This is a genomic window from Pedobacter sp. GR22-10, from assembly GCF_026239715.1.
Classification (GTDB): domain Bacteria; phylum Bacteroidota; class Bacteroidia; order Sphingobacteriales; family Sphingobacteriaceae; genus Pedobacter.
Genome location: NZ_JAPIVR010000004.1, coordinates 399,896 through 425,545 on the forward strand (window position 1 = coordinate 399,896; position 25,650 = coordinate 425,545).

The following is a 25,650-nucleotide window of genomic DNA, read 5'->3' on the forward strand; positions in this document are numbered from 1 at the left end:
TGCTATTTCCGTCCAAAACACTCCACTCAAAAACTTCAGACTCCAAACTAAAAAAGCGTTCCTGAACTTAATCAGAAACGCTTTTATTTCAACCCAAGACTCTCGACTCAGGACTTCAGACTCAAGACTATTTCTTATCGTCTTCTTTTACTTCTTCAAAATCAACGTCAGTAACGTTATCGCCACCACCTTGAGGTTGACCATCAGCTTGTTGTGGTTGCTCACCACCTTGAGGCTGACCGCCATCTTTGTACATTTCCTCAGATGCTGCGTTCCATGCATTTTGCAATTCAGCTTGTGCTGCATCAATATCTGCAAAGTTACGAGATAAGTGAGCTGCTTTTAATTTCTCTAAACCAGATTCGATTGGCGCTTTTTTATCAGCAGATAATTTATCACCGAACTCTTTCAATTGTTTCTCAGTAGAGAAAATTAAAGCATCAGCACCATTGATTTTATCAGCTTCTTCTTTAGCTTTAGCATCATCAGCTGCGTTAGCTTCTGCTTCTTCTTTCATTTTTTTGATCTCAGCATCAGTTAAACCTGAAGAAGCTTCGATACGGATTTTCTGCTCTTTACCAGTAGCTTTATCTTTTGCACTTACATGTAAGATACCGTTAGCATCAATATCAAAAGATACTTCTACCTGAGGCACACCACGAGGTGCTGGTGGAATACCATCTAAAATGAAACGACCAATTGTACGGTTTTGGTTAGCCATTGGGCGTTCACCTTGTAAAATATGGATTTCTACCGAAGGCTGGTTATCAGCTGCAGTTGAGAAAGTCTCTGATTTTTTAGTTGGGATAGTTGTGTTAGACTCAATTAATTTAGTCATTACACCACCCATAGTTTCAATACCTAATGATAAAGGCGTAACGTCTAATAACAATACATCTTTCACATCACCAGTTAACACACCACCTTGAATAGCAGCACCAATCGCCACAACTTCATCAGGGTTAACACCTTTACTTGGCTCTTTACCAAAGAAAGCTTTAACTGCATCCTGGATTGCAGGAATACGGGTTGAACCACCTACTAAGATAATTTCATCGATATCGCTTGTGCTTAAACCAGCATTTTTCAAAGCAGATTTACAAGGCTCGATAGTACGTTTGATTAAGCTATCAGCCAATTGCTCAAATTTAGCACGGGATAAGGTACGCACCAAGTGTTTTGGGCCACTCGCATCGGCAGTAATATATGGCAAGTTAATTTCAGTAGAAGTAGTGCTTGATAACTCAATTTTAGCTTTCTCAGCCGCTTCTTTCAAACGTTGTAATGCCATCGGATCTTTTGCAAGGTCCATGCTGTTTTCTGATTTGAATTCTTCAGTTAACCAGTCAATAATAATGTGGTCAAAGTCATCACCACCTAAGTGCGTATCACCATCAGTAGATTTTACTTCGAAAACACCATCACCTAATTCTAATACAGAAACGTCATGCGTACCACCACCACAGTCAAACACAACAATTTTCATATCTTTGTGTGCTTTATCTAAGCCATAAGCTAAAGCAGCTGCAGTAGGCTCGTTAATGATACGTTTTACAGATAAACCAGCAATTTCACCAGCTTCTTTCGTAGCCTGACGTTGTGCATCATTAAAGTAAGCAGGTACAGTGATTACCGCTTCTGTCACTTCCTGACCCAAGAAATCTTCAGCAGTTTTTTTCATTTTCTGTAGAATCATGGCAGAAATCTCTTGTGGAGTATATTTTCTGTCGTCGATTTCTACGCGAGGTGTATTGTTATCACCTTTAATTACTTTATAAGGTACACGTCCAGCTTCTTTCGCACTTTCGTCGTAGCTGCTACCCATAAAGCGTTTAATCGAATATATCGTTTTTGTTGGGTTGGTTATAGCCTGACGTTTAGCAGGCTCGCCAACTTTACGCTCACCGTTTTCTGCAAAAGCAACAATAGACGGTGTAGTACGTTTACCCTCACTGTTTGCAATAACTACAGGCTCATTGCCCTCCATTACGCTCACGCAAGAGTTTGTTGTTCCTAAGTCTATTCCAATAATTTTTCCCATTGTATTATGTTTTTTCTTTTTTAAGCTTTATAATTTCTACCTGTTAAACAATGCTTGTGCCAATTGGGTTTTGGCAGATAATATGTGCAAAAGACTGATAAAATGTAAAAAAAGGGACTGCAGATTACTGACAGCATGACAGAATAAAGATGAATGGTGAAAGCTGAAAGGCTACAACTCATTTCAAAGGTTAAGGATTATCTCTTGATCAGATTACTTTTGGTTGCTTGGTTTAAAAATAGCATGTAAGTGCTAACACATTAGGGCCTGATAACATTTTTTTTGTACCTTGAGCTATTAAAAAAACCCCATTCAAAATGCAATTAGCAGCACAGATTTTAATTGGTATTATTGCCGTCCTTCATATTTATATTTTATGGTTAGAAATGTTTGCCTGGACAACCAAAGCACCTCATGTTTTTAAAACCATCCCGAAAGATTTGTTTCCACAAACCAAGGCATTGGCCGCTAATCAAGGTTTATATAATGGTTTTCTGGCCGCTGGACTAATTTGGTCATTATGCATCGACGATCATCAATGGAAAACATATGTAGCGATCTTTTTTTTATGCTGCATCATCGTGGCCGGGATTTATGGTGCAGCTACGGCAAGTAAAAAAATTCTGTATGTACAATCCATTCCAGCTTTAGTTGCCTTGATTTTATTGCACTTATAAGCTTGATCCTATAGGTTGATATCGAGCTAAATAAGAAATTATCTGGCACCTGAAGCCTTTCGTTTCTTCGCGAAAAACTTAGTGCTCTTTGCAGTTAATCTACAAATCCAACAATTTTTCCAAATGATGATAGCCAATCCCAAAATAGGCTTTACTTGCTTTAATTTTTTGTAAAATCACGTTCTGCTCTTCATTCCACAAACTTCCGCCTAAAGACTTCGGACTTTTTTTAACTCCAACTACAAGCACATTCTTCGGTGTATGTGCATCCGAAATGAATTCAAAAACCTTAGTCTTATAACCAAAGTATTCCAAAATCAAAGCACGAATTCCATCAGTCACCATTTCGGCCTGGCGTTCTAAAAAGATCCCGTATTTGGTTAAAAACGAAACATCATTTTTTACTTTATGCTGCTCAATCTCCCTCCTGATCTGTTTATGGCAGCATGGTGCAACTACAATTAACTCAGCATTTGCCTTAATTCCTTTAAAAATAGCATCGTCAGTAGCGGTATCGCAGGCATGAAGCGCAATTAATAAATTCACATTTTCGGCATTATAATCTTCTATCGTTCCCTGAACAAAACTCAACTGATCAAATTCAGACTTATCCGCTACAGCATTACATAAATCAACCATATCCTGACGATATTCTACACCTACAACTGCTGAATCCAGCTTTAAAACCGAATGCAGATAATCGTATAAGGCAAAGGTTAGGTAGCCCTTACCTGATCCCATATCAGCAACTTTCTTAATGGTTCCTTCGGGCAGTTCTTTAATTAATGCACTCAAAATTTCAATGTAATGATTAATCTGACGAAATTTATCCTGTGCATTCTTAAATACCCTGCCATCGGCATCTGTAATTTTTAATTCGGTTAAATAAGATTTATCATCTGGTTTGATTAACCTTGCTTTCTCCTTATCGTGGCTGGCTGCAGGAACTTCCTTTGCAGATGCTGTGATTTCCCTGATGACAACCTTCCCGTTATTCAATTCCTCAAAAATCAAATCCTTTTCAGTTGTAAAGAGTGTAGCGATTTTAAAACCAGATTGTAAATATTCTGAAATCAGCTTCACCCCTTCTTCTTCATTAAAGTTCTTTACAATATCACGGGTTTTATAGCGAAAAGTTAAAGCCAGTTTAGGCATTCTTTTAATCAATACTTTTCTAACTAAAATTTGCCTCAGTCCTTCATCTGTGCCCTTATAATTCCCCAGGGAGATTTTAACAAATTGTTGTAAGCTCAGGCTATCTGCTAAAGCTGCTATAAATTGTTCTGTTTGTGCTGAAAATACCATCAATTAAATTTAAAACGCAAAGATAAACCTAATTATTCGAAGAAATGCTGAGCCTGATCATGTAACAATAAAGCGATGTTTTTATTCATCATTTATAGCAAAAAAATTAATGTTTAAGCTAAAAATTGTCTTGAGATCAGGAAATCACATTTCATGAGGTAATACGATTTAGAAAACTCAGAAAAGACATTATCTGTAATCGTTCCAAAATGATTAAACGTTTTTATTTGATAAAAAATAGCACTAGCTTAGATAAACAGTTTATCTAACCAATACAAATGAGTGAATTTCAGATTAAAAAATCGCCCACCGTTTACGACGTGATTATCGTTGGTTCTGGTGCAGGTGGCGGGATGAGTGCTTACGTTTTAGCGAATGCCGGACAAAAAGTTTTAATGCTCGAAGCTGGTCAGTATTTTGATCCTAGAATTGATGCACACCAGTTAAAATGGCCCTGGGAATCTCCTCGTCGCGGTGCTTCAACCACCAGACCATTTGGTGATTTCGATGCCTCTTATGGCGGCTGGGAACTGGAGGGCGAACCTTATACCACAAAAGATAAAACCGAATTTGAATGGTTCAGGTCACGCATGTTAGGCGGACGTACCAATCACTGGGGAAGAATATCGCTCCGGATGGGGCCGCTTGATTTTCAGGCAAAAGATGGTTTAACTGATGATTGGCCCATCACTTACGATGAAGTGAAGCCATTTTATGATAAAGTTGATCGTTTAATCGGCATTTACGGAACTAAAGAAGGTTTGCCAAATGAACCAGATGGCATTTTTATGAAACCACCAAAACCACGCCTGACCGAACTTTTCATTAAAAAAGGTGCAGATAAAGCTGGTGTCAAAGTCATTCCCGGCCGTGGCTCCGTTTTAACGGAACCCTTACCCAATAATAGCGACCGGGCCCCATGTTTTTATTGTGGCCAATGCGGCAGAAGCTGTAAAGTGTATGGCGATTTTTCTTCTTCATCCTGTCTCGTTATCCCGGCTGTAAAAACAGGAAATTTAACTGTAATCACTGATGCAATGGTCCGGGAAGTCATTACCGATAAAGATGGATCTGCCAAAGGGGTTTCTTATGTAAACCGGAAAGATTTGCAGGAATATCAGGTGAATGGCAAAATGGTCATATTAGGTGCCAGTGCTTGCGAATCTGCCCGTATTTTATTGAATTCGAAATCATCTGCACATCCTAATGGTTTAGCCAATAGTAGTGGCATTGTGGGTAAATATCTGCATGATTCTACCGGTGTTAGTGTTTCCGGTTTTTTGCCTCAACTCATGGACCGGAAACGTTATAACGAAGATGGTTTGGGGAGTGTTCACATTTATTCTCCATGGTGGCTGGATAACAAAAAACTTAACTTCCCCCGCGGATATCACATTGAATATTGGGGCGGAATGGGCATGCCAGCTTATGGTTTCGGAGGCGGTGTACCGGAAATGAATGGCATGGTACCCGGCAGAGATGGCAAAATGAAAGAAGCTGGTGGGTATGGGAAATCACTCAAGGATGATTATCGCCGTTTTTACGGTACAACGGTAGGAATGGCCGGACGTGGAACTGCTATTGCCCGCGAAGATAACTATTGTGAAATTGATCCCAATACTGTTGATAAATATGGTATCCCCGTTTTAAGATTCCACTACAAATGGGCTAAAGAAGAAATTTTGCAAGCCAAACACATGCAGGATACTTTCCTCACGATGATGAAAGAAATGGGCGGTGTAGTGACCTCTAAAATCCAGGGGCCGGAAACCAATTACGGATTGCTTCCGCCAGGAAAAATAATTCATGAAGTGGGGACCATCCGCATGGGTGATGATCCGAAAAAATCTGCGCTAAATAAATACTGCCAGGCACATGATTGTAAGAACCTGTTTGTGGTTGATGCTGGTCCGTTTGTACAACAAGGCGATAAAAATGCCACCTGGACCATCCTTGCGCTCTCTATGCGAACCGCCGAATATATTTTAGCTCAAAAGAAAAAACATAACATTTAAAGAATTACAACATGAACAGACGTGATTCCATAAAAGCACTAGGTTTAACAGCAATCAGTACCACTGTAATATTAGAAGCCTGTAAGCAACCCGAAACAAAAACAGCTGAAGTTGTTGCCCCTAAAGAGCAAGCTGCTACAGAAGCCGGAAGGGAACAATGGGAAATTGACCGGGATAAAAAACTAAAGGCAGAGACGTTTTTCAATAAACACGAAATGGCTACCATTACAGTGCTTGCTGATATTATTATTCCAAAAGACAATGTTTCAGGCAGTGCATCGGATGCCAAAGTACCCGAATTTATTGAGTTTATCGTAAAAGATATACCAGAACATAAAACACCCATGCGTGGTGGCTTAAAATGGCTGGATGTTTATTGCTTTAATAAATTTGGTAAATCATTTATTGATGCTTCATCTGCCCAGCAGATCTCAATAATTGATGAAATTGCTTATCCTAAAAAAGCAAGGCCTGAAGTTCAGGCAGGTGTGACTTTTTTTAATAGAATGAGAAGTTTAACAGCATCAGGATTTTACACCACCGAAATTGGTGTTAAAGACATTGGTTATGCAGGAAATGCACCAAACCAGTGGACGGGTGTTCCTGCCGATGTACTAAAACAGTACGGTATGGAAAATGTAAAGGTATAATTTCTAAAATTCGTCATTGCAGGAGGCTTTTTCAGCTAACGAAGCAATGACGAATACTTACTTACCAACTACTCCACAATCAATATCAAACCTTTTCCTTTTTCAATAGGAATAGATTTTCCGTTAGTATAATTCCCTGCAGCCTGAAAATTTTCAATTGCCGGAGCCAATATTTTTATCTTATCGGCATCCAAGCCAAGTTTAGCCCAATCGATATTTAAATTAATTTTTACATCTTCTTCTGCCCAGCTGGCCAAGGCAATCATCGTTTTACCTTTCTGTTTATAAACCGTAGCCAATACTTTAGGATGATCTGTTTTTACCGGGCAATTATCACTCCAGTAACCAATCATTTCAGCACCCTTTAATCCGAAGTTATCCCATGCCTTCCAAAGTGGTTTAGGATCGCTCTTCTCCGACCAACCTAGCCTGCTTGTCATTCCATAAATCATCCCACGCCAGGGGTTTCCATCATCCTGCAGCATCTCTCCCATCAATCCAAATGGAATTCCGCTTACTTCGGTCAGAAAGAAATCCGGATCATTTTTCTGATAATCAAAATATTCACCAAACCATAAACGATTCAGATAAGGAAAATGCTCCATGTACAAAATGGCACTATTGTTAAAACCATCACTTTTATTGTATTGATTCGCAGAGTGCAAATCAATAATTCCCGGATGATTATGCTGCGTTAACACCCGTTTAATGCGTTTCATGGTCACCCGATCAAAAGCCACATCATCCAGGTAAACCCCATCTATTCCAACATTATTTACCAGCCAATTCATCCCTTCTACATAATAGTTATGCCAGCGATTCATTCCACTGTTAATCACAGCAGCGTCTTTTATTTCCGGCACAAACCAGGCCGCAATATAATAAGAATCAAAATGTTCCTGGAGCCAGCTGAAACCACCACCTTTACCCGGAGAATACACTTCAGTACCTAGACTTCTTAATGCAGGCCATTCATAAGCATGATTAGAAAGCTCCCGAACAGTATTATAAATCTTTACTTTCAAGCCTTTATGGTGTGCCTCATCCACATAAGTTTTCATCTTCTTCCATTCGATAAACGGATAATTAATCCATGGATTTATGGGCGTGGCATGATGAATATTTACAACCGTTGCTCCGGTAGCTTTAATGGAATCTAAACTTCCATATTTATGATAAAAACGATTATTCCACTGAAAATCAGTATCCAGTAAGTGAAACGGCGTAATGAGCAAATTGAAATTATAGTAAAGTACATCTCCCTTCTTCATGCTCCTTGCTCCTGTAAAACTATCTGCCAACATGGAACTTCCTTTTATATTAATCTGGATGCCTCCTTTATTGTCGTTTCCCCAGGATTTTGGTAACACTAATGGTTTCTGCAGATAGAAATTTGTATTCAGCGGACGGACATAGTTCTCATCTCTCAAATGGTAGTACAGGCCTGCATTTACATTTCCAATCCACACGGCATCTTGATTTTTGTTTGCTACGTCCCATTTCCATTTTACAGTGTCAGGCCTAACCCCACCCTTCTCACCTAACCCCATCAGGTACTTTGTTGCAGATTTATCAAAAGGAATATGAAAATCGACATTGCTAAATAGCACATCGTTTAATGCCGTAACCTTGATCACATAATGTATATAACCATCAAATTCTAAAGTACCTTCCAAATCCATTGCCAGGTTTTTCGAGGTATTATTTGCTTTCCATTTTACCGTTCCTGCTTCTTTACTGGTAATCTGGAAGCTACCCGTAATAAACTTCTCTTGTGTTTTAGGGGTATTGTAAAAATGAAAATGTATCGGTTCGTATAACAAATTATTGGGTTTATCGGTATAACCAGTCATTTCTGTATTGAAAAAAGTCTGGATCTGCTTTGGAAAACCATCGCTATTGATTTCAAACTTTCGCCCGAGCAGTGAGATTACATTTCCATCAACCTTTAGTGGTGTATATGGTGCCACAACGGTATTTGATTGTGCCAGTTTGGAGTTCAACCATGTTAACCGGGTTTGTTTATATGGCATTCCAACGCCGGCATCGGCCAAAACTTTATGGCCAACAGTTAATTTTACATTGATAACTTTTGATTTACCTCTGGATTTCACGGTAAATTTGCCCTTATAAATCCCCGCTGAAGTTGATTCGGGGATATCAACCGTAATCCACATGGGCTGCATTTTTCCTGCTGCAACATTTACCGTTTCTGTTAATGATTTGTTATCATAGCTCGTTCCGTTTGTATTTAAGCAGTTGATATATTTAGCAGAAATTATTTTCCCTGTTGATGTTTTTAAATCACCAAAAGAAACTTTAACATCTTTCAAATCCTTCAAGGCATAAACACCCAATTGAAATGCGTAATTTTCGCCCTTGCTGGCCGTTCCTGTGAAAGAATTTAATGCACCTTTCTGAACCCATCGATAAGGCAAATCGTTTTGCATTTTGATGGGGTACATCCTATCCTCCGGAAATACAATAAAAGCTTCGGATGGATATTTAGATTTTACAACAGTAGTTTCCTTAGCTGTCGCAATAACTTCCATCGGATAAAAAGAATTGAAAGCATCGATAGACTGAATCTCTACCACAGCAACATTTACCTTAACCTGCTTTGCAGTCGCTAACCAGGCCTGATCTGCTTGTTTAGGTTTGATATACACACCTTTTGGATAATTGCTCCTGCCTTCGTTTTTATAAGCCAGATAGTACACGTAATACTTGCCTGGACCAGAAGTTTCGAAATAAACATCAGCACTTTCTCTTGTTAGTTTATCTGTACCAACAACCGAAATGGTTTTACCGCTGGCATCCTGAACAATGATTCCCTTTAATTCAGGATGTTCATCTCTTCTGCGCCAATCGATTTTTGCATGGGCAATTTTGTTGCTACCCGCAAACTGGAGCACAACCCGATGGTTCCCCAGCGAATCAGGATTCCAGGCATTGTTACCGTTAGTATATTTTAAAATTTGAGCGTTTGATGCAAACGCAGAGCAAATGAAAAGAATCAGAAAAAGCTTAAATTTCATTACGGTTTATTTTAAGCTAATTTATAGATCCATAGCCGAAAAACTACTATGTAATAAAAAAATGAGGTGAACATCTAATAAAATCTTGGCATAAAAAAAGTCCTGCTCTTTCGAACAGGACTTCTTAATCTTAAAGTGAATAAATTATTCTCCTTTTGGTTCTTCAGTTGCAGGAGCTTCTTCGCCAGCAGGTGCTTCAGTTCCAGCTTTTTCAGCAGTCTCAGCTTTAGCTTCTTCTGCTTTAGGAGCAGCAGTTTTACTTCTACCACGACGAGTTGTTTTCTTCTCTTCTTTCGCTTCTACATCTTTACCGTAAACTTCGTTATAATCAACCAATTCAATTAAAGCCATTTCAGCATTATCACCGGCACGGTTATTTAATTTAATGATACGAGTGTAACCACCCGGACGGTTTGCCACTTTCTCAGCAATTTCGCGGAATAAAATAGTAACTACTTCTTTATCCTGTAAATAAGCAAAAACTGTACGACGGGAGTGCGTAGTATCATTTTTTGATTTCGTGATAATAGGCTCAACATAAGTACGTAATGCTTTAGCTTTAGCTAAAGTAGTTGAAATTCTTTTGTGCAAAATAAGTGATGAAGCCATGTTCGCTAACATCGCCTTTCTGTGGCTTGCGGTTCTACCTAAGTGGTTTACTTTTTTACCGTGTCTCATTGTTTTTTAATAAAGTGTATACCGTCTCTGTCTCAGAGGGAATTATACACAGTGAATAATTAATGTATTAAAGTAATAAGTTGTAAGTTTTACGTAAGACGTATCATTTATAACATATAACGTTTTTATTCTTCGTCTAATTTAAATTTAGACAGGTTCATACCAAATGATAAACCTTTTGATTTTACTAATTCCTGAATTTCTGTTAAAGATTTTTTACCGAAGTTTCTGAATTTTAACATATCAGCAACATCGTAAGAAACCAAATCAGCTAAAGTACGGATATCAGCAGCTTTTAAGCAGTTTAATGCTCTTACTGAAAGGTCCATATCCACTAATTCAGTTTTAAGGATTTTACGCATGTGTAAAATTTCCTCGTCAACTTCTTTAGTTTCTTCTTTAGCCTGAGATTCTAATACCAAGTTCTCATCAGAGAATAACATAAAGTGTTGGATAAGAATCTTAGCCGCTTCTTTTAATGCTTCTTCAGGATGAATTGAACCATCAGTAGAAATATCTAATACCAATTTTTCATAATCCGTTTTTTGTTCAACACGGAAATTTTCAATTGTGTATTTTACATTTTTCATTGGTGTGTAGATCGAATCGATCGCGATAACACCTACAACAGCATCAGCAACTTTATTTTCTTCAGCAGGTACATAACCACGTCCTTTATTGATGGTTAATTCTACCTCCAGAGTCACAGATTTATCCATATTGCAAATCACATGCTCAGGGTTTAAAACTGTAAAGTTGTTAGAGAATTTAGTGATATCACCAGCTTTAAACTGATCCTGACCATTAACGATGATGAAAACTTTTTCTGCATCACCTGAATCACCGGTTTTCTTAAAACGAACTTGTTTTAAATTTAAGATGATATCAGTTAAATCTTCTACAACACCTTTCATGGTAGAAAACTCATGAGAAACGCCTGAAAAACGAATAGTAGTAATAGCATAACCTTCTAATGAAGAAAGTAATATTCTTCTTAAGGCATTACCAATTGTTACACCGAAACCGGGCTCTAAAGGACGAAATTCAAATGTGCCATCGAAATCAGTTGATTTCTGCATGATCACTTTGTCTGGTTTCTGAAATGCTAAAATTGCCATTTATAATTTTTTAAATTCGTTATTGAATATATAGTAACAAGAAAAAAGTTAATTACTCTTTCGAGGTAATTAACTATCTTATTTATTACTTTGAGTATAACTCGATGATTAAGTTTTCCTTAATGTTTTCAGGAATCTCATCACGTTGTGGATAGGTTAAGAACTTACCGGTTAATTCACTGGCGTTCCACTCTAACCAGGCAAATTTATTAATTGTTCTGCCTGCAACTGAGTTACTAATTGATTCTAATGATTTCGATTTTTCACGAACAGCAACCACATCACCAGCTTTTAACTGATATGAAGGAATATTTACAACTTCACCATTCACGGTAACGTGTTTATGGCTAACTAACTGGCGTGCACCAGAACGGGTTGTTGAAATACCTAAACGGTAAACTGTGTTATCTAAACGTGCCTCTAATAATTGAAGTAAGTTATCACCAGTGATACCAGCACGAGAAGATGCTTTTTTAAACAAGTTACTGAATTGTTTTTCTAATACACCATAAGTGTATTTTACTTTTTGTTTCTCCATTAACTGGATCGCATATTCAGATTGTTTTCCTCTTCTTTTTGATGAGCCATGTTGCCCAGGAGGATAATTTTTTCTGTCTAACACCTTATCAGGACCGAAGATTGGTTCTCTGAATTTACGGGCGATTTTTGATTTTGGGCCTGTATATCTTGCCATTTTTTTTCTGTTTTAAAGTACCATTCGGCCTGTAACCGAAGATTCTTAGCTTTAAAATTAATTAAACTCTTCTCTTTTTAGGAGGACGACATCCGTTGTGTGGAAGTGGTGTAATATCTTTGATAGATGTTACTTCGATCCCTGCTACTTGCAAAGTTCTGATTGCAGATTCACGACCTGAACCCGGACCTTTTACAAATACTTCAACTTTACGTAAACCTAAATCAAACGCCACTTTACCGCAATCTGAAGCTGCTTGACCAGCTGCATACGGTGTGTTCTTTTTAGAACCTTTAAAGCCCATTTTACCAGCAGAAGACCATGAAATAGTCTGTCCGTTGTTATTTGTTAAGGTAACGATGATGTTGTTGAAGGTAGCATTGATATGCGCCTGACCAACAGGCTCAATTACAACGATACGTTTTTTTGTTACTTTTTTACTCTTAGCCATTTTTTTTATTAGATTTTAGATATGAGACTTGAGATATGAGACTTTCTCTTACCCCGACACTCAGTATCCTACTTTTTATCTTTTATTCCAGATTTGAGCAGATTTTAAAGATATGTTCTCACATCTAAAATCTCACATCTCGTCTCTATCTATTACTTAGTAGCTTTTTTCTTGTTAGCAACTGTTTTTCTCTTACCCTTACGAGTACGTGAATTATTTTTAGTACGCTGACCACGAGAAGGTAAACCTTTTCTGTGACGTAAACCGCGGTAACAACCAATATCCATTAAACGTTTAATGTTTAACTGAACCTCTGAACGTAAAGCACCTTCTACTTTAATTTCATCGTTAATCATTGTACGGATTGCTGATAACTCATCATCAGACCAGTCTTGTACTTTTTTGTTCAAGTCGATGCCTGCAGTAGTTAAAATACGTTGTGCAGTAGTTCTTCCTATTCCGTAGATATAAGTTAAACCAATCTCTCCTCTTTTGTTTCTTGGTAAATCAATACCTGAAATCCTTGCCATATTTGTTTATTATTTTTAAGTAATTCCGAACGGCGGGCCACCGTTGTACGGGTCATTACACTATTTTAAATTACCCTTGACGTTGCTTGTATTTAGGATTTTTCTTGTTGATAACGTAAAGTTTACCTTTACGGCGAATAATCTTGCAATCAGCGCTACGTTTTTTAATTGATGATCTAACTTTCATTTTATTTATATCTATAAGTGATGCGTCCCTTTGTTAAATCATAAGGAGACATCTCTAATTTTACTTTGTCGCCAGGAAGGATTTTGATGTAGTGCATCCTCATCTTACCTGAAATGTGCGCGATAATCTCGTGTCCGTTTTCAAGTTCTACCCGGAACATTGCATTAGACAATGCTTCTCTGATTACTCCGTCTTGTTCAATTGAGGCTTGTTTAGCCATATTTTGTTGATTGTTACTTAATTAGCTGCTTCTAAACAGGGTTGCAAAATTAAATAAAAAATTTTAATTATTTATTTTTTTTGTTGTAAAACTTCTTCTATTATAGAAAAGGTTGATAAAACTTCTGCCTTGCCCCTTTTTATGGCCACTGTGTGTTCAAAATGTGCCGATGGTTTATTGTCTTTACTGGTTACCGTCCATCCATCGTTATGGAATTTAACACCGGCAACACCTGCATTAATCATAGGCTCGATTGCAATCACCATTCCTTCTTCAAGTTTTGGTCCTGCTCCGCGTTTCCCATAATTAGGTACCTCAGGCTTCTCGTGAAGTTTTACACCAACGCCATGCCCTACCAGTTCTCTTACTACTCCGAAACCATTGGCTTCCGCATATTGCTGAATGGCAAAGCCAATATCACCGATCCGCATACCTACAACAGCCTTTTCAATTCCTAATTCCAGGCAACGTTTAGTAACCGCTACAAGCTTCTGTTTTTCAGCATCAATTTCTCCAATAGAGAAAGTATAAGCCGAATCACCGAAATAGTTGTTTTTGATTACACCGCAATCAACTGAAATTAAATCACCCTCCTCAATCACATACTTACTTGGAAACCCATGAACAACTTGCTCGTTAGGTGAAATACACAAAGAATTAGGGAAACCATTGTAGTTTAAAAAAGCTGGGATTGCACCATGATCGCTGATAAACTCATAAGCCAGCTTATCCAGTTCAATAGTAGTCATGCCTGCCTTTATTACCTTAGCCACTTCTGCTAAAGTTTTAGAAACAAGCATGGAACTTTCTCTTATTAACTCGATCTCCTCAAGAGACTTGTAATAAATTTTAGACATTTAATTCTAGTTTTGAATGATTGAATTTTGAATGAATGAATAGCTGCATGAGCATTCATTCATTCTATCATTCAAAATTCACTAATTAATATTTACAAAGCTGCGTTACTACTGGCCGCAGGAACACCTGTTCTGCCAGTAACTCTGCCCGTTTTCATCAAACCATCATAATGGCGCATCAATAAATAACTTTCAATCTGTTGTAAAGTATCTAAAACAACACCAACTAAAATTAATAAAGAAGTACCACCAAAGAAGTGAGCGAACTCTTGTTTAATACCAAACTTAACTGCCAATGAAGGTAAAATAGCAATAATTGCTAAGAATACCGCACCTGGGAAAGTGATTTTAGAAATCACATCATCAATAAAGGTTGATGTTGCAAAACCGGGTTTAACGCCTGGAATAAAACCACCATTTTTCTTCATATCGTCACTCATTTGAGTTGGATTAACTGTAATTGCAGTATAGAAGAATGTAAATGCGATAATTAAAAAAGCGAATGTTAAACTATAGGCTAACGAAGTTGTATTGCTGAACTGAACCAACCACGAACCTTGTAATGACGGAACGAATTGCATTAAAGCGCCCGGGATGAACATCAATGCCTGAGCAAAAATAATTGGCATTACACCAGCTGCATTTACCTTTAATGGAATATATTGACGAACACCACCAAACTGACGGTTACCTACAATTTTTTTAGCGTATTGTACAGGGACTTTACGTACACCTTGAACAATTAGAATGGTAAACATGACTACAGCAAATAAAGCAACAATCTCCAATACCAATGCCACCGGACCTCCACCTTCACTGGCAGAACCCACGCGGGCACTAAATTCCTGACTGATCGCCTGTGGTAAGCGGGCAATAATACCAGTCATGATGATTAAAGATGTTCCGTTACCAATTCCTTTATCCGTAATTTTTTCACCTAACCACATTACAAATAATGTACCTGCCGTTAATACAAACGTAGATAATATTAGAAATATCGTGTTTGGCAATAAAATAGCTTCAGCCGGAACCTGCGTTTTAACGTAACCTACAGACTGAACGATTGTGATCGCTACCGTTAGGTAACGCGTGATCTGGTTCATTTTCTTTCTACCACTTTCGCCCTCTTTCTGCATTTTTTGGAAAGAAGGAACAGCAATACCTAATAATTGCACCACGATAGACGCAGAGATATAAGGCATTACCCCCAACGCTAAAATAGACACACGGGAGAAAGAACCTCCGGCAAACATATCTAGTATGCCTAAAAGTCCTGATTTTTCATTAGCATCTAAAGCAGTTGGATCCACACCTGGTAAAACCACGTGAGATACGAAACGGTATACCAAAAGAATTAAGAGCGTAAACAAGATACGCTCTTTTAATTCTTGAATTTTCCAGATATTACTTAAAGTAGTAAATAGCTTCTTCATTTAATAATTACAATTTTACGATAGAACCACCTGCAGCTTCAATAGCTTTTTGTGCGGTTGCAGAAAACGCATGTGCAGTAATCTCTAATTTTGCTTTCACTTCACCACGACCTAAAATTTTAACTAAGTCATTTTTTGAAGCTAAACCATGCGCTTGGAGAGCAGCGAAATCGATAGTTGTTAAGCTGTGTTTTTCAGCTAAAGTTTGTAAAACATCTAAGTTTACACCAACGTACTCTGTACGGTTAATTGGTTTGAAACCAACTTTAGGCACACGACGTTGTAAAGGCATTTGACCACCTTCAAAACCGATTTTGGTTTTGTGACCTGAACGGGAACCCGCACCTTTGTGACCACGGGTTGAAGTACCACCACGACCAGAACCTGTACCACGACCAATTCTTTTGCTGTTTTTTGTAGAACCTTTTGCAGGTTTTAAATTACTTAAATTCATTTTTTTGAATTTGTGTTGCCCTTCGCTTTCACTAAACAGGTACAACGATAAATAATAATAATGATTGAATTTTGAATGAATGATTGTTTCACATTCAATCACTCAAAACTCATTCATTTAATAATTCTCTTAAATTGCTTCGATTGCTACCAAGTGGTTCACTTTACGAACCATACCAATGATTTGTGGTGTAGCTTCAACCTCAACACTTTGGTTCATTTTAGATAATCCCAAAGCCTGAACAGTTCTCTTTTGGCGCTCGCTTCTGTCGATAACGCTTTTTACTTGTGTTATTTTGATCTTAGCCATGATATTATCCGTTAAATACTTTGTTTAAATCTATACCACGGGTTTGAGCTACCGTATAAGCATCACGCATTTTTGTTAATGCATCAACAGTTGCTTTTACCACGTTGTGTGGGTTTGATGAACCTTTAGATTTTGCCAATACGTTATGCACGCCAGCACTCTCTAATACAGCACGCATCGCACCACCAGCAATTACTCCGGTACCTACTGCAGCTGGTTTAATTAAAACAAAACCACCTGAGAATTTACCAATTTGTTCGTGAGGAACAGTACCATTTAAGATTGGCACTTTTACTAAGTTCTTTTTAGCATCATCCACACCTTTAGCAATGGCTTCAGTTACCTCTTTCGCTTTACCTAAACCGAAACCAACAACACCGTTCTCGTCTCCAACAACAACAATTGCTGAGAAGCTGAAAGTACGACCACCTTTGGTTACTTTGGCAACACGTTGTATACTAACCAAACGATCCTTTAATTCGATATCGGTGGTTTTTACTCTTTTTATATTGATAGTTGACATCTTACTTTTTCTTCAGATTAAAATACTAAACCAGCTTCGCGGGCACCCTCTGCCAACGATTTTACACGACCATGGTATAAATAGCCGTTTCTATCGAAAACAACTTGTTTAATACCTGCAGCGATTGCTTTTTCGGCAACTAGTTTACCTACAGCTACTGATTGGTCACTTTTGTTTCCAGTACCAGTAAAATCTTTCGATAATGATGATGCTGATGCAATTGTTTTACCGGTTACATCGTTAATTACCTGCGCATAAATCCCTTTATTGCTTCTATATACAGATAACCTTGGACGTTCTTCTGAACCGGTAAGTCTTTTTCTGATCCCTTTTTTAATACGATCTCTTCTTGATAATTTTTTACCTGCCATGATTACTATTTTTTAGACGCTGATTTACCTGCTTTTCTTCTTAACACTTCACCTACAAACTTGATACCTTTACCTTTATATGGCTCTGGTGCACGTAACGAACGGATTTTCGCTGCTACCTGACCGATCAATTGCTTGTCAATACTTTCTAAGATAATTTTAGGCGTCTGACCTTTTTCTGATGATGTAGTTACTTTAATCTCTTCTGGTAACTGGAATACATAATGGTGAGAATAACCTAAAACCAGATCCAGTGTATTACCTTGATTTGTAGCACGGTAACCAACACCTACTAATTCCTGAGTTAATTTATAACCATCCGTAACACCAATAACCATGTTATTAAGCAATGAGCGATATAAACCGTGTAATGCTTTGTGTTTCTTTTGTTCTGATGGACGTTGAACCGTTAAAATTCCATCTTCCTGACTAACAGTGATATCTGTATCAACTGCTTGCGTTAATTCACCTTTAGGACCTTTTACAGTTACTACGTTATCATTTGATACGGTAATTGTAACACCTGCAGGGATTGTAATTGGGGCTTTTCCTATTCTTGACATTGTGCTGTTCTCCTAATATTAATAAACGTGACACAATACCTCACCACCAATGTTTAATTTGGCTGCTTCTTTATCAGTCATTACACCTTTAGAAGTAGATAAGATTGCGATACCTAAACCGTTTAATACTCTTGGCATATTTTCAACACCAGCATAGTTTCTCAAACCTGGTTTACTTACTCGCACTAACGTACGAATAGCAGGAACTTTAGTAATCGGATTGTATTTCAAAGCGATTTTAATGGTGCCTTGAACGGTAGTATCTTCAAACTTGTAGTTCGCGATGTAACCTTTGTCAAAAAGAACTTTAGTAATTTCTTTTTTAAGGTTTGATGCAGGAATTTCTACAACACGGTGGTTGGCCTTAATGGCATTCCTTACTCTTGTTAAATAATCTGCTATTGGATCTGTATTCATTATTTATTGTTTTTGATAGTGGTTTCCTTCTGCTACCCAGCTGTGGGACCTGCTATCGGTTAAAATTCTTTCAAAGCGAAAAGCAAAAAGACTAAAGCCTAAAGCGGGTTTATTCGCTTTAGACTTTAAGCTTTCAGCTCTAAGCTATATTTACCAAGATGCCTTTTTAACACCTGGAATTTTACCGTCTAGTGCCATTTGGCGGAACGTTACCCTTGAAATACCAAAGGTACGCATATAACCACGTGGACGACCAGTTAATTTACAACGGTTGTGTAAACGTACCGGAGATGAGTTTTTAGGTAATTTATCTAAACCTTCGAAATCTCCCGCAGCTTTTAATGCTGCACGTTTTTCAGCGTATCTAGCTACCAATTTTTGGCGCTTAACTTCGCGTGCTTTTACACCTTCTTTTGCCATTATTCTGCTGTTTTTTGATTTTTAAATGGTAATCCGAATTGTTTCAATAACTCAAGTGCTTCAACATCAGATTTCGCCGAAGTTACGAAAGTTATATCCATCCCTAAAATTTTATTGATTTTATCTATATTAATCTCTGGGAAGATGATTTGCTCAGTAACGCCTAAAGTATAGTTACCTTTTCCATCAAATCCTTTATCGTTAATACCTTTAAAATCACGAATACGTGGCAAAGCTACAGAGATCAGACGATCTAAGAACTCGTACATATTGTTATCACGTAATGTTACACGTACACCTACCGGCATACCTTTACGTAATTTAAAGTTCGAGATATCTTTCTTAGAGTTAGCCGGAACTGCTTGCTGACCAGTGATGGTTGACAATTCAACGATTGTCGTATCCATGATCTTTTTATCAGTTACAGAAAAACGACCTACACCCTGATTGATACAGATTTTTTCCAATTTAGGAACCTGCATTACAGTTTTGTACTGGAATTTCTCTTTTAATGCATTTACAACTTCTTCTTTGTATTTGCTTTTTAATCTAGGTGTAGCCATTATTTAATTTCCTCCCCTGAAATTTTAGCAACTCTAACTATTTTACCATCTGCGTTTAGTTTACGACCAACGCGGGTAGCTTTACCTGATTTTGGATCAACCAACATCAGGTTAGAAATATGAAGAGCAGCCTCTTTTTTAATAATACCACCGTTCGGATTTGCAGCATTTGGTTTAGTATGTTTAGATACTAAGTTAACGCCTTCTACAATGGCTCTGTTTTTATCTATTTGTACTGATAGTACTTTTCCTTGTTGACCTTTTGAATCGCCAGCAATTACTTTAACTAAATCTCCAGTGCGGATTTTAAGTTTTGATGGTGTATTTACTTTGTTTCCCATTTTATAATACCTCCGGTGCTAATGATACAATTTTCATGAATTGTTTTTCACGTAGTTCTCTCGCAACCGGGCCAAAGATACGTGTACCTCTTGGCTCATCCTGTGCGTTCAATAATACAGCAGCATTATCGTCAAAACGGATATAAGAACCATCTTTACGACGGATTTCCTTTTTAGTTCTTACAACAACTGCTTTTGAAACTGTACCTTTTTTAATATTACCTGACGGTAATGCGCTTTTTACGGTAACAACTACTTTATCACCAATTGAAGCATAACGTTTGCCGGTTCCACCTAGCACGCGAATTACCAATACTTCTTTTGCGCCGCTGTTATCAGCAACGTTTAATCTTGATTCCTGTTGTACCATCTTATTTAGCTCTTTCTAAAATTTGTACCAATCTCCAGTTCTTGTTCTTACTCAAAGGACGAGTTTCCATGATCAATACCGTATCACCGATACCACATTCGTTTTTCTCGTCGTGAGCCATAAATTTGGTAGTTTTCTTAACGAACTTACCATAAATCGGGTGCTTTACTTTACGCTCAACGCTCACTACAACAGATTTGTCCATCTTGTTGCTTACTACTAATCCCGTTCTTGTTTTTCTTAATTGTCTTTCCATGTCGACTCTCAAATTATTTAGTTTCAGTAGCTGACTCAGTGTTTTTCACTTTAGTCAACTCAGTGTTTAAACGGGCTATGTCTTTCCTTACTTTCGCAATACGCGAAGGATTTTCGATAGCTGAAATAGTGTGTGCGAACTTTAATTTTGATAAGTTCTCTTTTTCTTCCGCAATCTTAGCTACTAATTCTTCTTTTGAAAGCCCTGTGATTTCTGAATTTTTCATTTTTCTTTTTCTTTTACGTTGAGTGTAGCGGTTATAATAAACAAGTATTTACAACATTCACCTCAACACTTTACTATGCTTCTACGTAATCTCTACGTACTACGAACTTGGTTTGGATTGGTAATTTCTGAGCGGCTAAACGCAATGCTTCTTTAGCTACTTCTAAAGGCACACCTTCAGCTTCGAAAATTACACGTCCAGGTCTTACAACTGCTACCCAATACTCAGGAGCACCTTTACCTTTACCCATACGTACCTCAGCAGGTTTTTTAGTTACCGGTTTGTCCGGGAATATTCTGATCCATACCTGACCTTCACGTTTCATGAAACGTGTTACGGCGATACGGGCAGCCTCTATCTGGCGACTTGTGATCCAAGTGGCTTCTAAAGATTTGATACCGAAAGATCCGAATGCTAATTCAGCTCCACGAGAAGCTAAACCCTTCATTCTGCCTTTTTGCATCTTCCTGAACTTCGTTCTTTTTGGCTGTAACATTTTATTTTGTTCTAATCGTTAAACGATGTTAATAAATCAATTATTTACGAGGACCTCTGTTAGCGCCTGCGCCACCACCTCTATTTGCTCCGGGACCGCCTTGACCTGGACCACGACCACCACCTTGGTTTCCACCACGTCTGTCGTTACCACCGCCACGGTTATCTCTTCCACCACCTCTGTTATCTCTTCCGCCGAAAGCTGGTTTCTCTGATGCGCCTTTTGGACCGTTGTTTGTTGAACCAATGTTCGGAGACAAATCACGTTTTCCATAAACCTCACCTTTACAGATCCAAACTTTAACACCTATTTTACCATAAGTAGTTAAAGCTTCAGCTAAAGCGTAATCAATATCAGCACGGAATGTATGCAAAGGCACTCTTCCTTCTTTGTACTGCTCAGTACGTGCCATCTCAGCACCACCTAAACGACCAGAAGTCATGATTTTAATCCCTTCAGCACCCATACGCATAGTTGATGCGATAGAAGATTTCATTGCTCTACGGAATGAGATCCTTGCTTCTAATTGTTTTGCAACACCTTCTGCAACTAATTGTGCATCAAGTTCTGGGCGTTTAATTTCGAAGATGTTAATTTGAATTTCCTTTTTAGTCAATTTCTTTAACTCTTCTTTGATTTTATCAACCTCAGCACCTGCTTTACCGATTACGATACCTGGACGGGCTGTGTGGATAGTTACGGTGATACGTTTTAACGTACGCTCGATCACTACTTTTGCAACACCACCTTTAGCGATACGGGCAGAAAGGTATTTTCTTATTTTCTCATCTTCAACTAATTTATCGGAGTAGTTGTTGCCACCGAACCAGTTAGAATCCCATCCTTTGATGATACCTAACCTGTTACCTATTGGATTTGCTTTTTGTCCCATTTCCTAAAATTAGTTTTGAGTTGTTTCTGTATTTTTACTATCTACAATCAGCGTTACGTGGTTAGAACGTTTACGAATTCTATATCCACGGCCTTGAGGAGCTGGACGTAAGCGTTTTAACTGACGGCCACCATCAACCATAATTGTTTTAACAAAAAGTTGATTTTCTTCAGGACGGGCACCTTCATTTTTAGCTTCCCAGTTTTTAATGGCAGATAATAATAATTTCTCAACTCTTATTGCTGCTTCTTTATTGGTAAACTTTAAAATGCTTAATGCTTTCTCTACACGTTCACCTCTGATAAGATCTACAACCAAACGCATCTTACGTGGTGAGGTTGGACAATTGTTTAATTTTGCTATTGCTTCCATTGTCTAATTATTTTTTCTTTTCAGCGTGTCCTCTGAATGTTCTGGTTGGAGCAAATTCTCCCAACTTGTGACCAACCATGTTTTCTGTAACATACACCGGAATAAATTTATTTCCATTGTGTACTGCAAATGTATGATTAACGAAATCTGGTGAGATCATTGATCTGCGAGACCAAGTTTTGATTACAGACTTTTTGCCTGAATCATTCATAGAGTTTACTTTTTTCTCTACGTTATGGTCAATATACGGTCCTTTTTTTATCGAACGAGCCATTATTTCTTCCTTCTCTCTATGATGTAACGATTAGAATATTTTTTAAGTTCTCTGGTTTTAAAGCCTTTAGCTAAAACGCCATTTCTTGAACGTGGGTGACCACCTGATGATCTACCTTCACCACCACCCATTGGGTGATCGACAGGGTTCATCGCTACCGGTCTAGTTCTCGGACGACGGCCCAACCAACGTTTACGACCAGCTTTACCTAATACTTCGTTTGCGTGATCTGAGTTAGATACCGCACCGATAGTAGCCAGACAAGTAGTCAGGATTAAACGGGTTTCGCCTGAAGGCATTTTCAAAGTCGCATATTTACCATCGCGGGCAGCTAATTGTGCGTAAGCACCTGCACTACGAGCCAATTGTGCTCCTTTTCCAGGGTGAATCTCCACGTTGTGGATGATAGAACCTAATGGAATGTTCGATAATTTTAAAGTGTTACCTACTTCTGGTGCTGCTGCATCGCCCGATAATAATACCGAACCAACTTGCAATCCTTCAGGAGCAATGATATAACGCTTCTCGCCATCTGCATAATGTAATAATGCGATGCGGGCAGTACGGTTTGGATCGTATTCAACAGTAGCTACTGTTGCAGGAATATCAAATTTATCACGTTTGAAATCGATCAAACGGTATGATTTTTTGTGACCACCGCCCATGTAGCGCATAGTCATCTTTCCCGTGTTATTACGTCCACCAGACTTTTTTGATGATACAACCAATGATTTTTCGGGCGTGGTTGCTGTAATCTCCGTGAAACTGGCACCAACTCTGAAGCGGGTACCTGGAGTAACTGGTTTAAATTTTCTTAAGCCCATAGTTATAATGAATTATTAAATTAAAGGGTTGCGTAATAATCTATTGTTTCGCCGTCTTTCAACGTTACGATTGCTTTTTTGTATTTCGGGCTACGGCCAGATACAAAACCTGCTTTAGTGTAACGTGATTTAGCTTTTCCATCCACAACCATTGTGTTAACTGCAACGATAGTTACACCGTACAATTTTTCAATAGCTGCTTTAATCTGGATTTTGTTAGCCTTATGGTTAACGCTAAACGTGAAACGGTTAGATTTCTCAGTTAAAGCTGAAGCTTTTTCGGTTAATATTGGTTTTTTTAAAATTTCCATATTATTTGGCAAATGCCTCCTCCAAAGTTTTAACAGAATCAGCAGTTAACACAAGCACACCAGCATTTAATACATCATAGGTATTTAAGTCTGCTGCAGAGATTACTTTAGTTTTCTGAACGTTTCTGCTTGATAAATAGATATTATTATTTTGTGCAGGTAAAACCAATAAAGTTTTTTGAGTACCTACGTTTAACGCAGCCAATAAACTGGTGTAATTTTTAGTTTTAGCTGTTTCGAAGTTGAAATCTTCTAAAATTACCACGTTATTATCTTTTGCTTTATAAGCTAAAGCAGATTTACGTGCTAATGATTTTAATTTCTTGTTCAATTTGAAACTATAGTCACGTGGCTGAGGACCGAATACACGACCACCACCATTAAATAAAGGAGATTTAATGCTACCAGCACGTGCACCACCTGTACCTTTTTGTTTGTATAGTTTACGGGTCGAACCTGCAATCTCATTACGCTGTTTAGATTTGTGCGTACCCTGACGTTGATTAGCCAGATACTGTTTTACATCTAAATAAATCGCGTGGTCGTTAGGCTCGATACCAAATACCGATTCAGGAAGTTGCACCTTGGCACCTGTTTCTTTACCTGAAATGTTTAATACTTTAACTTCCATCTGATTACTTGTCTAAGATTACGTAAGAACCTTTAGCTCCTGGAATGGAACCACTAACTACTAATAAGTTTTGCTCAGCATAAACTTTCAAAACCTGTAAGTTCTGAACTTTTACCCTGTCTCCACCTGTTCTTCCAGCCATGCGCATTCCTTTGAATACACGTGAAGGGAATGATGATGCACCCAATGAACCTGGGGCACGTAAACGGTTATGCTGACCGTGAGTCTGCATACCAACACCGGCAAATCCGTGGCGTTTTACAACACCTTGAAAACCTTTACCTTTTGAGGTACCTACAACATCAACAAAATCGCCTTCTGCGAATGCATCAACAGTTACCACATCACCTAAGCTAAGTGAAGTTGTAAACGAGTTGAATTCTACCAGCTTGCGTTTCGGAGTTGTGTTTGCTTTCGCGAAATGGCCTTTTAACGGTTGAGTTGTGTTTTTCTCTTTTTTCTCATCATAACCCAATTGGATTGATGAATACCCGTCTTTTTCTTCGGTTTTCACTTGTGTAACTACACAAGGCCCAGCCTCGATTACCGTACAAGGAATGTTTCTTCCTTCGGCATCAAAGATACTGGTCATTCCTACTTTTTTTCCAATAATTCCTGACATTTTATCTTTTCTTTTTAACACCCATCGAAGCAGTAGGGCTTCGTTCAAGGTGGTTGTACATCCCCCGAAAGGGACGGCAAAGATAGGCAAGAAATATTAATTTTCAAATAGTTAGCTAAATATTTTTTCAAATAAATTGCTGATATGATGGGATTTAACTTTCACTGAGCAGCTACAGCATCAAACCAGGCCTTTAAACCCATAGTTGGGTAATCCTGTTTATATCATTTATTTTTGTTTTCCTGCTTAAAATACGTTGTCTTCAGCTACTTAGCACCATTCCGCTCTAAGAGCAAAGATCATATAGATGGCATATTCATACATTCACAAAGCAAATGGCGGGAGCAATATCTTTTTTAGCCAAGAAATATTCGCACAAAGCAGAATATAAAAATATAAACTCATCTGTTGAAAATATAAAAATCAGGAAAAAGTTTATCCCTGTTCCGCTATTTCACAGGCCTCACCATGAGAGCCTAACTCCATATAAATAAGGCCTGGTAATGATGTAGATTTATCCC

The 25,650-nt window shown here is 38.1% G+C and carries 35 protein-coding genes; 3 read left to right on the forward strand and 32 right to left on the reverse strand.

Annotated features, from left to right (window positions below):
- Positions 1-127: 127 nt before the first annotated feature.
- Positions 128-2,041: a molecular chaperone DnaK gene (dnaK, locus tag OQX64_RS18225; RefSeq protein ID WP_265819853.1), complete on the reverse strand. Its 1,914-nt coding sequence runs from the start codon at positions 2,039-2,041 to the stop codon at positions 128-130.
- Positions 2,042-2,358: 317 nt separating this feature from the next.
- Between dnaK and OQX64_RS18230 the strand changes: the two genes are divergently transcribed.
- A complete protein-coding gene (locus tag OQX64_RS18230; RefSeq protein WP_088301925.1) occupies positions 2,359-2,718 on the forward strand; it encodes a DUF1304 domain-containing protein in 360 nt (119 codons plus the stop codon).
- Between the two features lie 99 nt (positions 2,719-2,817).
- Here OQX64_RS18230 and OQX64_RS18235 read toward each other — a convergent pair whose 3' ends face one another.
- A complete protein-coding gene (locus tag OQX64_RS18235; protein WP_265819854.1) occupies positions 2,818-4,023 on the reverse strand; it encodes a class I SAM-dependent methyltransferase in 1,206 nt (401 codons plus the stop codon).
- A 278-nt stretch (positions 4,024-4,301) separates the two neighbouring features.
- Here OQX64_RS18235 and OQX64_RS18240 point away from each other — a divergent pair, with 278 nt between their 5' ends.
- On the forward strand, positions 4,302-6,038 hold the full coding sequence (locus OQX64_RS18240) for a GMC oxidoreductase (protein WP_088301923.1): 1,737 nt from the start codon (positions 4,302-4,304) through the stop codon (positions 6,036-6,038).
- 11 nt (positions 6,039-6,049) lie between these two features.
- Positions 6,050-6,688, forward strand: a complete 639-nt coding sequence (locus OQX64_RS18245) for a gluconate 2-dehydrogenase subunit 3 family protein (protein ID WP_265819855.1) — start codon at positions 6,050-6,052, stop codon at positions 6,686-6,688.
- A 68-nt stretch (positions 6,689-6,756) separates the two neighbouring features.
- On the opposite strand, the gene OQX64_RS18250 is transcribed toward OQX64_RS18245, so the two are convergent.
- The 30 genes from OQX64_RS18250 to rplC form a co-directional block, all read right to left on the reverse strand.
- The gene (locus tag OQX64_RS18250; protein ID WP_265819856.1) at positions 6,757-9,726 is read right to left on the reverse strand and encodes a glycoside hydrolase domain-containing protein; all 2,970 of its coding nucleotides are present in this window, start codon (positions 9,724-9,726) and stop codon (positions 6,757-6,759) included.
- Positions 9,727-9,870: 144 nt separating this feature from the next.
- Complete coding sequence (gene rplQ, locus OQX64_RS18255) at positions 9,871-10,404, reverse strand: 50S ribosomal protein L17 (RefSeq protein WP_265819857.1); 534 nt, start codon at positions 10,402-10,404, stop codon at positions 9,871-9,873.
- Between the two features lie 125 nt (positions 10,405-10,529).
- Positions 10,530-11,522, reverse strand: a complete 993-nt coding sequence (locus OQX64_RS18260; RefSeq protein WP_056848536.1) for a DNA-directed RNA polymerase subunit alpha — start codon at positions 11,520-11,522, stop codon at positions 10,530-10,532.
- Positions 11,523-11,607: 85 nt separating this feature from the next.
- A complete protein-coding gene (gene rpsD / locus OQX64_RS18265; protein WP_029282720.1) occupies positions 11,608-12,216 on the reverse strand; it encodes a 30S ribosomal protein S4 in 609 nt (202 codons plus the stop codon).
- Positions 12,217-12,277: 61 nt separating this feature from the next.
- On the reverse strand, positions 12,278-12,667 hold the full coding sequence (rpsK, locus tag OQX64_RS18270) for a 30S ribosomal protein S11 (protein ID WP_010599885.1): 390 nt from the start codon (positions 12,665-12,667) through the stop codon (positions 12,278-12,280).
- A gap of 152 nt (positions 12,668-12,819) precedes the next feature.
- Entirely contained in the window at positions 12,820-13,197 is a 378-nt protein-coding gene (gene rpsM, locus OQX64_RS18275; protein ID WP_010599886.1) for a 30S ribosomal protein S13, read from the reverse strand.
- A gap of 70 nt (positions 13,198-13,267) precedes the next feature.
- Positions 13,268-13,384 (reverse strand): 50S ribosomal protein L36, encoded by a 117-nt coding sequence (gene rpmJ / locus OQX64_RS22475; RefSeq protein ID WP_010599887.1) that lies wholly within the window; start codon positions 13,382-13,384, stop codon positions 13,268-13,270.
- Position 13,385: 1 nt separating this feature from the next.
- Positions 13,386-13,604, reverse strand: coding sequence for a translation initiation factor IF-1 (gene infA, locus OQX64_RS18285; RefSeq protein WP_010599888.1), 219 nt, complete (start codon positions 13,602-13,604; stop codon positions 13,386-13,388).
- 71 nt (positions 13,605-13,675) lie between these two features.
- Entirely contained in the window at positions 13,676-14,461 is a 786-nt protein-coding gene (map, locus tag OQX64_RS18290) for a type I methionyl aminopeptidase (RefSeq protein WP_265819858.1), read from the reverse strand.
- 92 nt (positions 14,462-14,553) lie between these two features.
- Positions 14,554-15,894, reverse strand: coding sequence for a preprotein translocase subunit SecY (secY, locus tag OQX64_RS18295; protein ID WP_088301918.1), 1,341 nt, complete (start codon positions 15,892-15,894; stop codon positions 14,554-14,556).
- A gap of 7 nt (positions 15,895-15,901) precedes the next feature.
- Positions 15,902-16,348: a 50S ribosomal protein L15 gene (rplO, locus tag OQX64_RS18300; protein WP_154281254.1), complete on the reverse strand. Its 447-nt coding sequence runs from the start codon at positions 16,346-16,348 to the stop codon at positions 15,902-15,904.
- A 129-nt stretch (positions 16,349-16,477) separates the two neighbouring features.
- A complete protein-coding gene (gene rpmD, locus OQX64_RS18305; RefSeq protein ID WP_010599892.1) occupies positions 16,478-16,657 on the reverse strand; it encodes a 50S ribosomal protein L30 in 180 nt (59 codons plus the stop codon).
- Between the two features lie 4 nt (positions 16,658-16,661).
- Entirely contained in the window at positions 16,662-17,180 is a 519-nt protein-coding gene (gene rpsE / locus OQX64_RS18310; protein WP_010599893.1) for a 30S ribosomal protein S5, read from the reverse strand.
- Positions 17,181-17,197: 17 nt separating this feature from the next.
- Positions 17,198-17,551 (reverse strand): 50S ribosomal protein L18, encoded by a 354-nt coding sequence (rplR, locus tag OQX64_RS18315; protein WP_088301917.1) that lies wholly within the window; start codon positions 17,549-17,551, stop codon positions 17,198-17,200.
- A 5-nt stretch (positions 17,552-17,556) separates the two neighbouring features.
- Positions 17,557-18,114: a 50S ribosomal protein L6 gene (gene rplF / locus OQX64_RS18320; protein WP_088301916.1), complete on the reverse strand. Its 558-nt coding sequence runs from the start codon at positions 18,112-18,114 to the stop codon at positions 17,557-17,559.
- An 18-nt stretch (positions 18,115-18,132) separates the two neighbouring features.
- Positions 18,133-18,534, reverse strand: coding sequence for a 30S ribosomal protein S8 (gene rpsH, locus OQX64_RS18325; RefSeq protein ID WP_231427289.1), 402 nt, complete (start codon positions 18,532-18,534; stop codon positions 18,133-18,135).
- 147 nt (positions 18,535-18,681) lie between these two features.
- A complete protein-coding gene (gene rpsN, locus OQX64_RS18330; RefSeq protein ID WP_010599897.1) occupies positions 18,682-18,951 on the reverse strand; it encodes a 30S ribosomal protein S14 in 270 nt (89 codons plus the stop codon).
- Positions 18,951-19,517 (reverse strand): 50S ribosomal protein L5, encoded by a 567-nt coding sequence (gene rplE / locus OQX64_RS18335; RefSeq protein ID WP_088301915.1) that lies wholly within the window; start codon positions 19,515-19,517, stop codon positions 18,951-18,953. Before rplE ends, rpsN begins: the two co-directional genes overlap by 1 nt.
- The gene (rplX, locus tag OQX64_RS18340; RefSeq protein WP_029282701.1) at positions 19,514-19,855 is read right to left on the reverse strand and encodes a 50S ribosomal protein L24; all 342 of its coding nucleotides are present in this window, start codon (positions 19,853-19,855) and stop codon (positions 19,514-19,516) included. The genes rplE and rplX overlap by 4 nt, the downstream gene beginning before the upstream one ends.
- A gap of 1 nt (position 19,856) precedes the next feature.
- Positions 19,857-20,225, reverse strand: coding sequence for a 50S ribosomal protein L14 (rplN, locus tag OQX64_RS18345; protein ID WP_010599900.1), 369 nt, complete (start codon positions 20,223-20,225; stop codon positions 19,857-19,859).
- Between the two features lies 1 nt (position 20,226).
- On the reverse strand, positions 20,227-20,481 hold the full coding sequence (rpsQ, locus tag OQX64_RS18350; protein ID WP_010599901.1) for a 30S ribosomal protein S17: 255 nt from the start codon (positions 20,479-20,481) through the stop codon (positions 20,227-20,229).
- Between the two features lie 13 nt (positions 20,482-20,494).
- Positions 20,495-20,707: a 50S ribosomal protein L29 gene (gene rpmC, locus OQX64_RS18355; protein ID WP_025145217.1), complete on the reverse strand. Its 213-nt coding sequence runs from the start codon at positions 20,705-20,707 to the stop codon at positions 20,495-20,497.
- Between the two features lie 73 nt (positions 20,708-20,780).
- A complete protein-coding gene (gene rplP / locus OQX64_RS18360) occupies positions 20,781-21,203 on the reverse strand; it encodes a 50S ribosomal protein L16 (protein WP_010599903.1) in 423 nt (140 codons plus the stop codon).
- Positions 21,204-21,243: 40 nt separating this feature from the next.
- Entirely contained in the window at positions 21,244-22,095 is an 852-nt protein-coding gene (rpsC, locus tag OQX64_RS18365; protein ID WP_029282699.1) for a 30S ribosomal protein S3, read from the reverse strand.
- A gap of 9 nt (positions 22,096-22,104) precedes the next feature.
- Positions 22,105-22,467, reverse strand: coding sequence for a 50S ribosomal protein L22 (rplV, locus tag OQX64_RS18370; protein WP_025145219.1), 363 nt, complete (start codon positions 22,465-22,467; stop codon positions 22,105-22,107).
- Between the two features lie 7 nt (positions 22,468-22,474).
- Positions 22,475-22,741, reverse strand: a complete 267-nt coding sequence (gene rpsS / locus OQX64_RS22480) for a 30S ribosomal protein S19 (RefSeq protein ID WP_010599906.1) — start codon at positions 22,739-22,741, stop codon at positions 22,475-22,477.
- Complete coding sequence (rplB, locus tag OQX64_RS18380) at positions 22,741-23,565, reverse strand: 50S ribosomal protein L2 (RefSeq protein ID WP_088301914.1); 825 nt, start codon at positions 23,563-23,565, stop codon at positions 22,741-22,743. Before rplB ends, rpsS begins: the two co-directional genes overlap by 1 nt.
- 20 nt (positions 23,566-23,585) lie before the next feature.
- A complete protein-coding gene (gene rplW / locus OQX64_RS18385; RefSeq protein WP_025145221.1) occupies positions 23,586-23,876 on the reverse strand; it encodes a 50S ribosomal protein L23 in 291 nt (96 codons plus the stop codon).
- A gap of 1 nt (position 23,877) precedes the next feature.
- Positions 23,878-24,507, reverse strand: a complete 630-nt coding sequence (rplD, locus tag OQX64_RS18390) for a 50S ribosomal protein L4 (RefSeq protein WP_088301913.1) — start codon at positions 24,505-24,507, stop codon at positions 23,878-23,880.
- A gap of 4 nt (positions 24,508-24,511) precedes the next feature.
- Entirely contained in the window at positions 24,512-25,129 is a 618-nt protein-coding gene (rplC, locus tag OQX64_RS18395; protein WP_088302012.1) for a 50S ribosomal protein L3, read from the reverse strand.
- Between the last annotated feature and the right edge of the window lie 521 nt (positions 25,130-25,650).

Bases quoted from the DNA above. Each gene is read 5' to 3' on its own strand.
- dnaK (WP_265819853.1), bottom strand. From the start codon at position 2,041: ATGGGAAAAATTATTGGAATAGACTTAGGAACAACAAACTCTTGCGTG.
- OQX64_RS18230 (WP_088301925.1), top strand. From the start codon at position 2,359: ATGCAATTAGCAGCACAGATTTTAATTGGTATTATTGCCGTCCTTCAT.
- OQX64_RS18235 (WP_265819854.1), bottom strand. From the start codon at position 4,023: ATGGTATTTTCAGCACAAACAGAACAATTTATAGCAGCTTTAGCAGAT.
- OQX64_RS18240 (WP_088301923.1), top strand. From the start codon at position 4,302: ATGAGTGAATTTCAGATTAAAAAATCGCCCACCGTTTACGACGTGATT.
- OQX64_RS18245 (WP_265819855.1), top strand. From the start codon at position 6,050: ATGAACAGACGTGATTCCATAAAAGCACTAGGTTTAACAGCAATCAGT.
- OQX64_RS18250 (WP_265819856.1), bottom strand. From the start codon at position 9,726: ATGAAATTTAAGCTTTTTCTGATTCTTTTCATTTGCTCTGCGTTTGCA.
- rplQ (WP_265819857.1), bottom strand. From the start codon at position 10,404: ATGAGACACGGTAAAAAAGTAAACCACTTAGGTAGAACCGCAAGCCAC.
- OQX64_RS18260 (WP_056848536.1), bottom strand. From the start codon at position 11,522: ATGGCAATTTTAGCATTTCAGAAACCAGACAAAGTGATCATGCAGAAA.
- rpsD (WP_029282720.1), bottom strand. From the start codon at position 12,216: ATGGCAAGATATACAGGCCCAAAATCAAAAATCGCCCGTAAATTCAGA.
- rpsK (WP_010599885.1), bottom strand. From the start codon at position 12,667: ATGGCTAAGAGTAAAAAAGTAACAAAAAAACGTATCGTTGTAATTGAG.
- rpsM (WP_010599886.1), bottom strand. From the start codon at position 13,197: ATGGCAAGGATTTCAGGTATTGATTTACCAAGAAACAAAAGAGGAGAG.
- rpmJ (WP_010599887.1), bottom strand. From the start codon at position 13,384: ATGAAAGTTAGATCATCAATTAAAAAACGTAGCGCTGATTGCAAGATT.
- infA (WP_010599888.1), bottom strand. From the start codon at position 13,604: ATGGCTAAACAAGCCTCAATTGAACAAGACGGAGTAATCAGAGAAGCA.
- map (WP_265819858.1), bottom strand. From the start codon at position 14,461: ATGTCTAAAATTTATTACAAGTCTCTTGAGGAGATCGAGTTAATAAGA.
- secY (WP_088301918.1), bottom strand. From the start codon at position 15,894: ATGAAGAAGCTATTTACTACTTTAAGTAATATCTGGAAAATTCAAGAA.
- rplO (WP_154281254.1), bottom strand. From the start codon at position 16,348: ATGAATTTAAGTAATTTAAAACCTGCAAAAGGTTCTACAAAAAACAGC.
- rpmD (WP_010599892.1), bottom strand. From the start codon at position 16,657: ATGGCTAAGATCAAAATAACACAAGTAAAAAGCGTTATCGACAGAAGC.
- rpsE (WP_010599893.1), bottom strand. From the start codon at position 17,180: ATGTCAACTATCAATATAAAAAGAGTAAAAACCACCGATATCGAATTA.
- rplR (WP_088301917.1), bottom strand. From the start codon at position 17,551: ATGGCAGGTAAAAAATTATCAAGAAGAGATCGTATTAAAAAAGGGATC.
- rplF (WP_088301916.1), bottom strand. From the start codon at position 18,114: ATGTCAAGAATAGGAAAAGCCCCAATTACAATCCCTGCAGGTGTTACA.
- rpsN (WP_010599897.1), bottom strand. From the start codon at position 18,951: ATGGCAAAAGAAGGTGTAAAAGCACGCGAAGTTAAGCGCCAAAAATTG.
- rplX (WP_029282701.1), bottom strand. From the start codon at position 19,855: ATGGGAAACAAAGTAAATACACCATCAAAACTTAAAATCCGCACTGGA.
- rplN (WP_010599900.1), bottom strand. From the start codon at position 20,225: ATGGTACAACAGGAATCAAGATTAAACGTTGCTGATAACAGCGGCGCA.
- rpsQ (WP_010599901.1), bottom strand. From the start codon at position 20,481: ATGGAAAGACAATTAAGAAAAACAAGAACGGGATTAGTAGTAAGCAAC.
- rpmC (WP_025145217.1), bottom strand. From the start codon at position 20,707: ATGAAAAATTCAGAAATCACAGGGCTTTCAAAAGAAGAATTAGTAGCT.
- rplP (WP_010599903.1), bottom strand. From the start codon at position 21,203: ATGTTACAGCCAAAAAGAACGAAGTTCAGGAAGATGCAAAAAGGCAGA.
- rpsC (WP_029282699.1), bottom strand. From the start codon at position 22,095: ATGGGACAAAAAGCAAATCCAATAGGTAACAGGTTAGGTATCATCAAA.
- rplV (WP_025145219.1), bottom strand. From the start codon at position 22,467: ATGGAAGCAATAGCAAAATTAAACAATTGTCCAACCTCACCACGTAAG.
- rpsS (WP_010599906.1), bottom strand. From the start codon at position 22,741: ATGGCTCGTTCGATAAAAAAAGGACCGTATATTGACCATAACGTAGAG.
- rplB (WP_088301914.1), bottom strand. From the start codon at position 23,565: ATGGGCTTAAGAAAATTTAAACCAGTTACTCCAGGTACCCGCTTCAGA.
- rplW (WP_025145221.1), bottom strand. From the start codon at position 23,876: ATGGAAATTTTAAAAAAACCAATATTAACCGAAAAAGCTTCAGCTTTA.
- rplD (WP_088301913.1), bottom strand. From the start codon at position 24,507: ATGGAAGTTAAAGTATTAAACATTTCAGGTAAAGAAACAGGTGCCAAG.
- rplC (WP_088302012.1), bottom strand. From the start codon at position 25,129: ATGTCAGGAATTATTGGAAAAAAAGTAGGAATGACCAGTATCTTTGAT.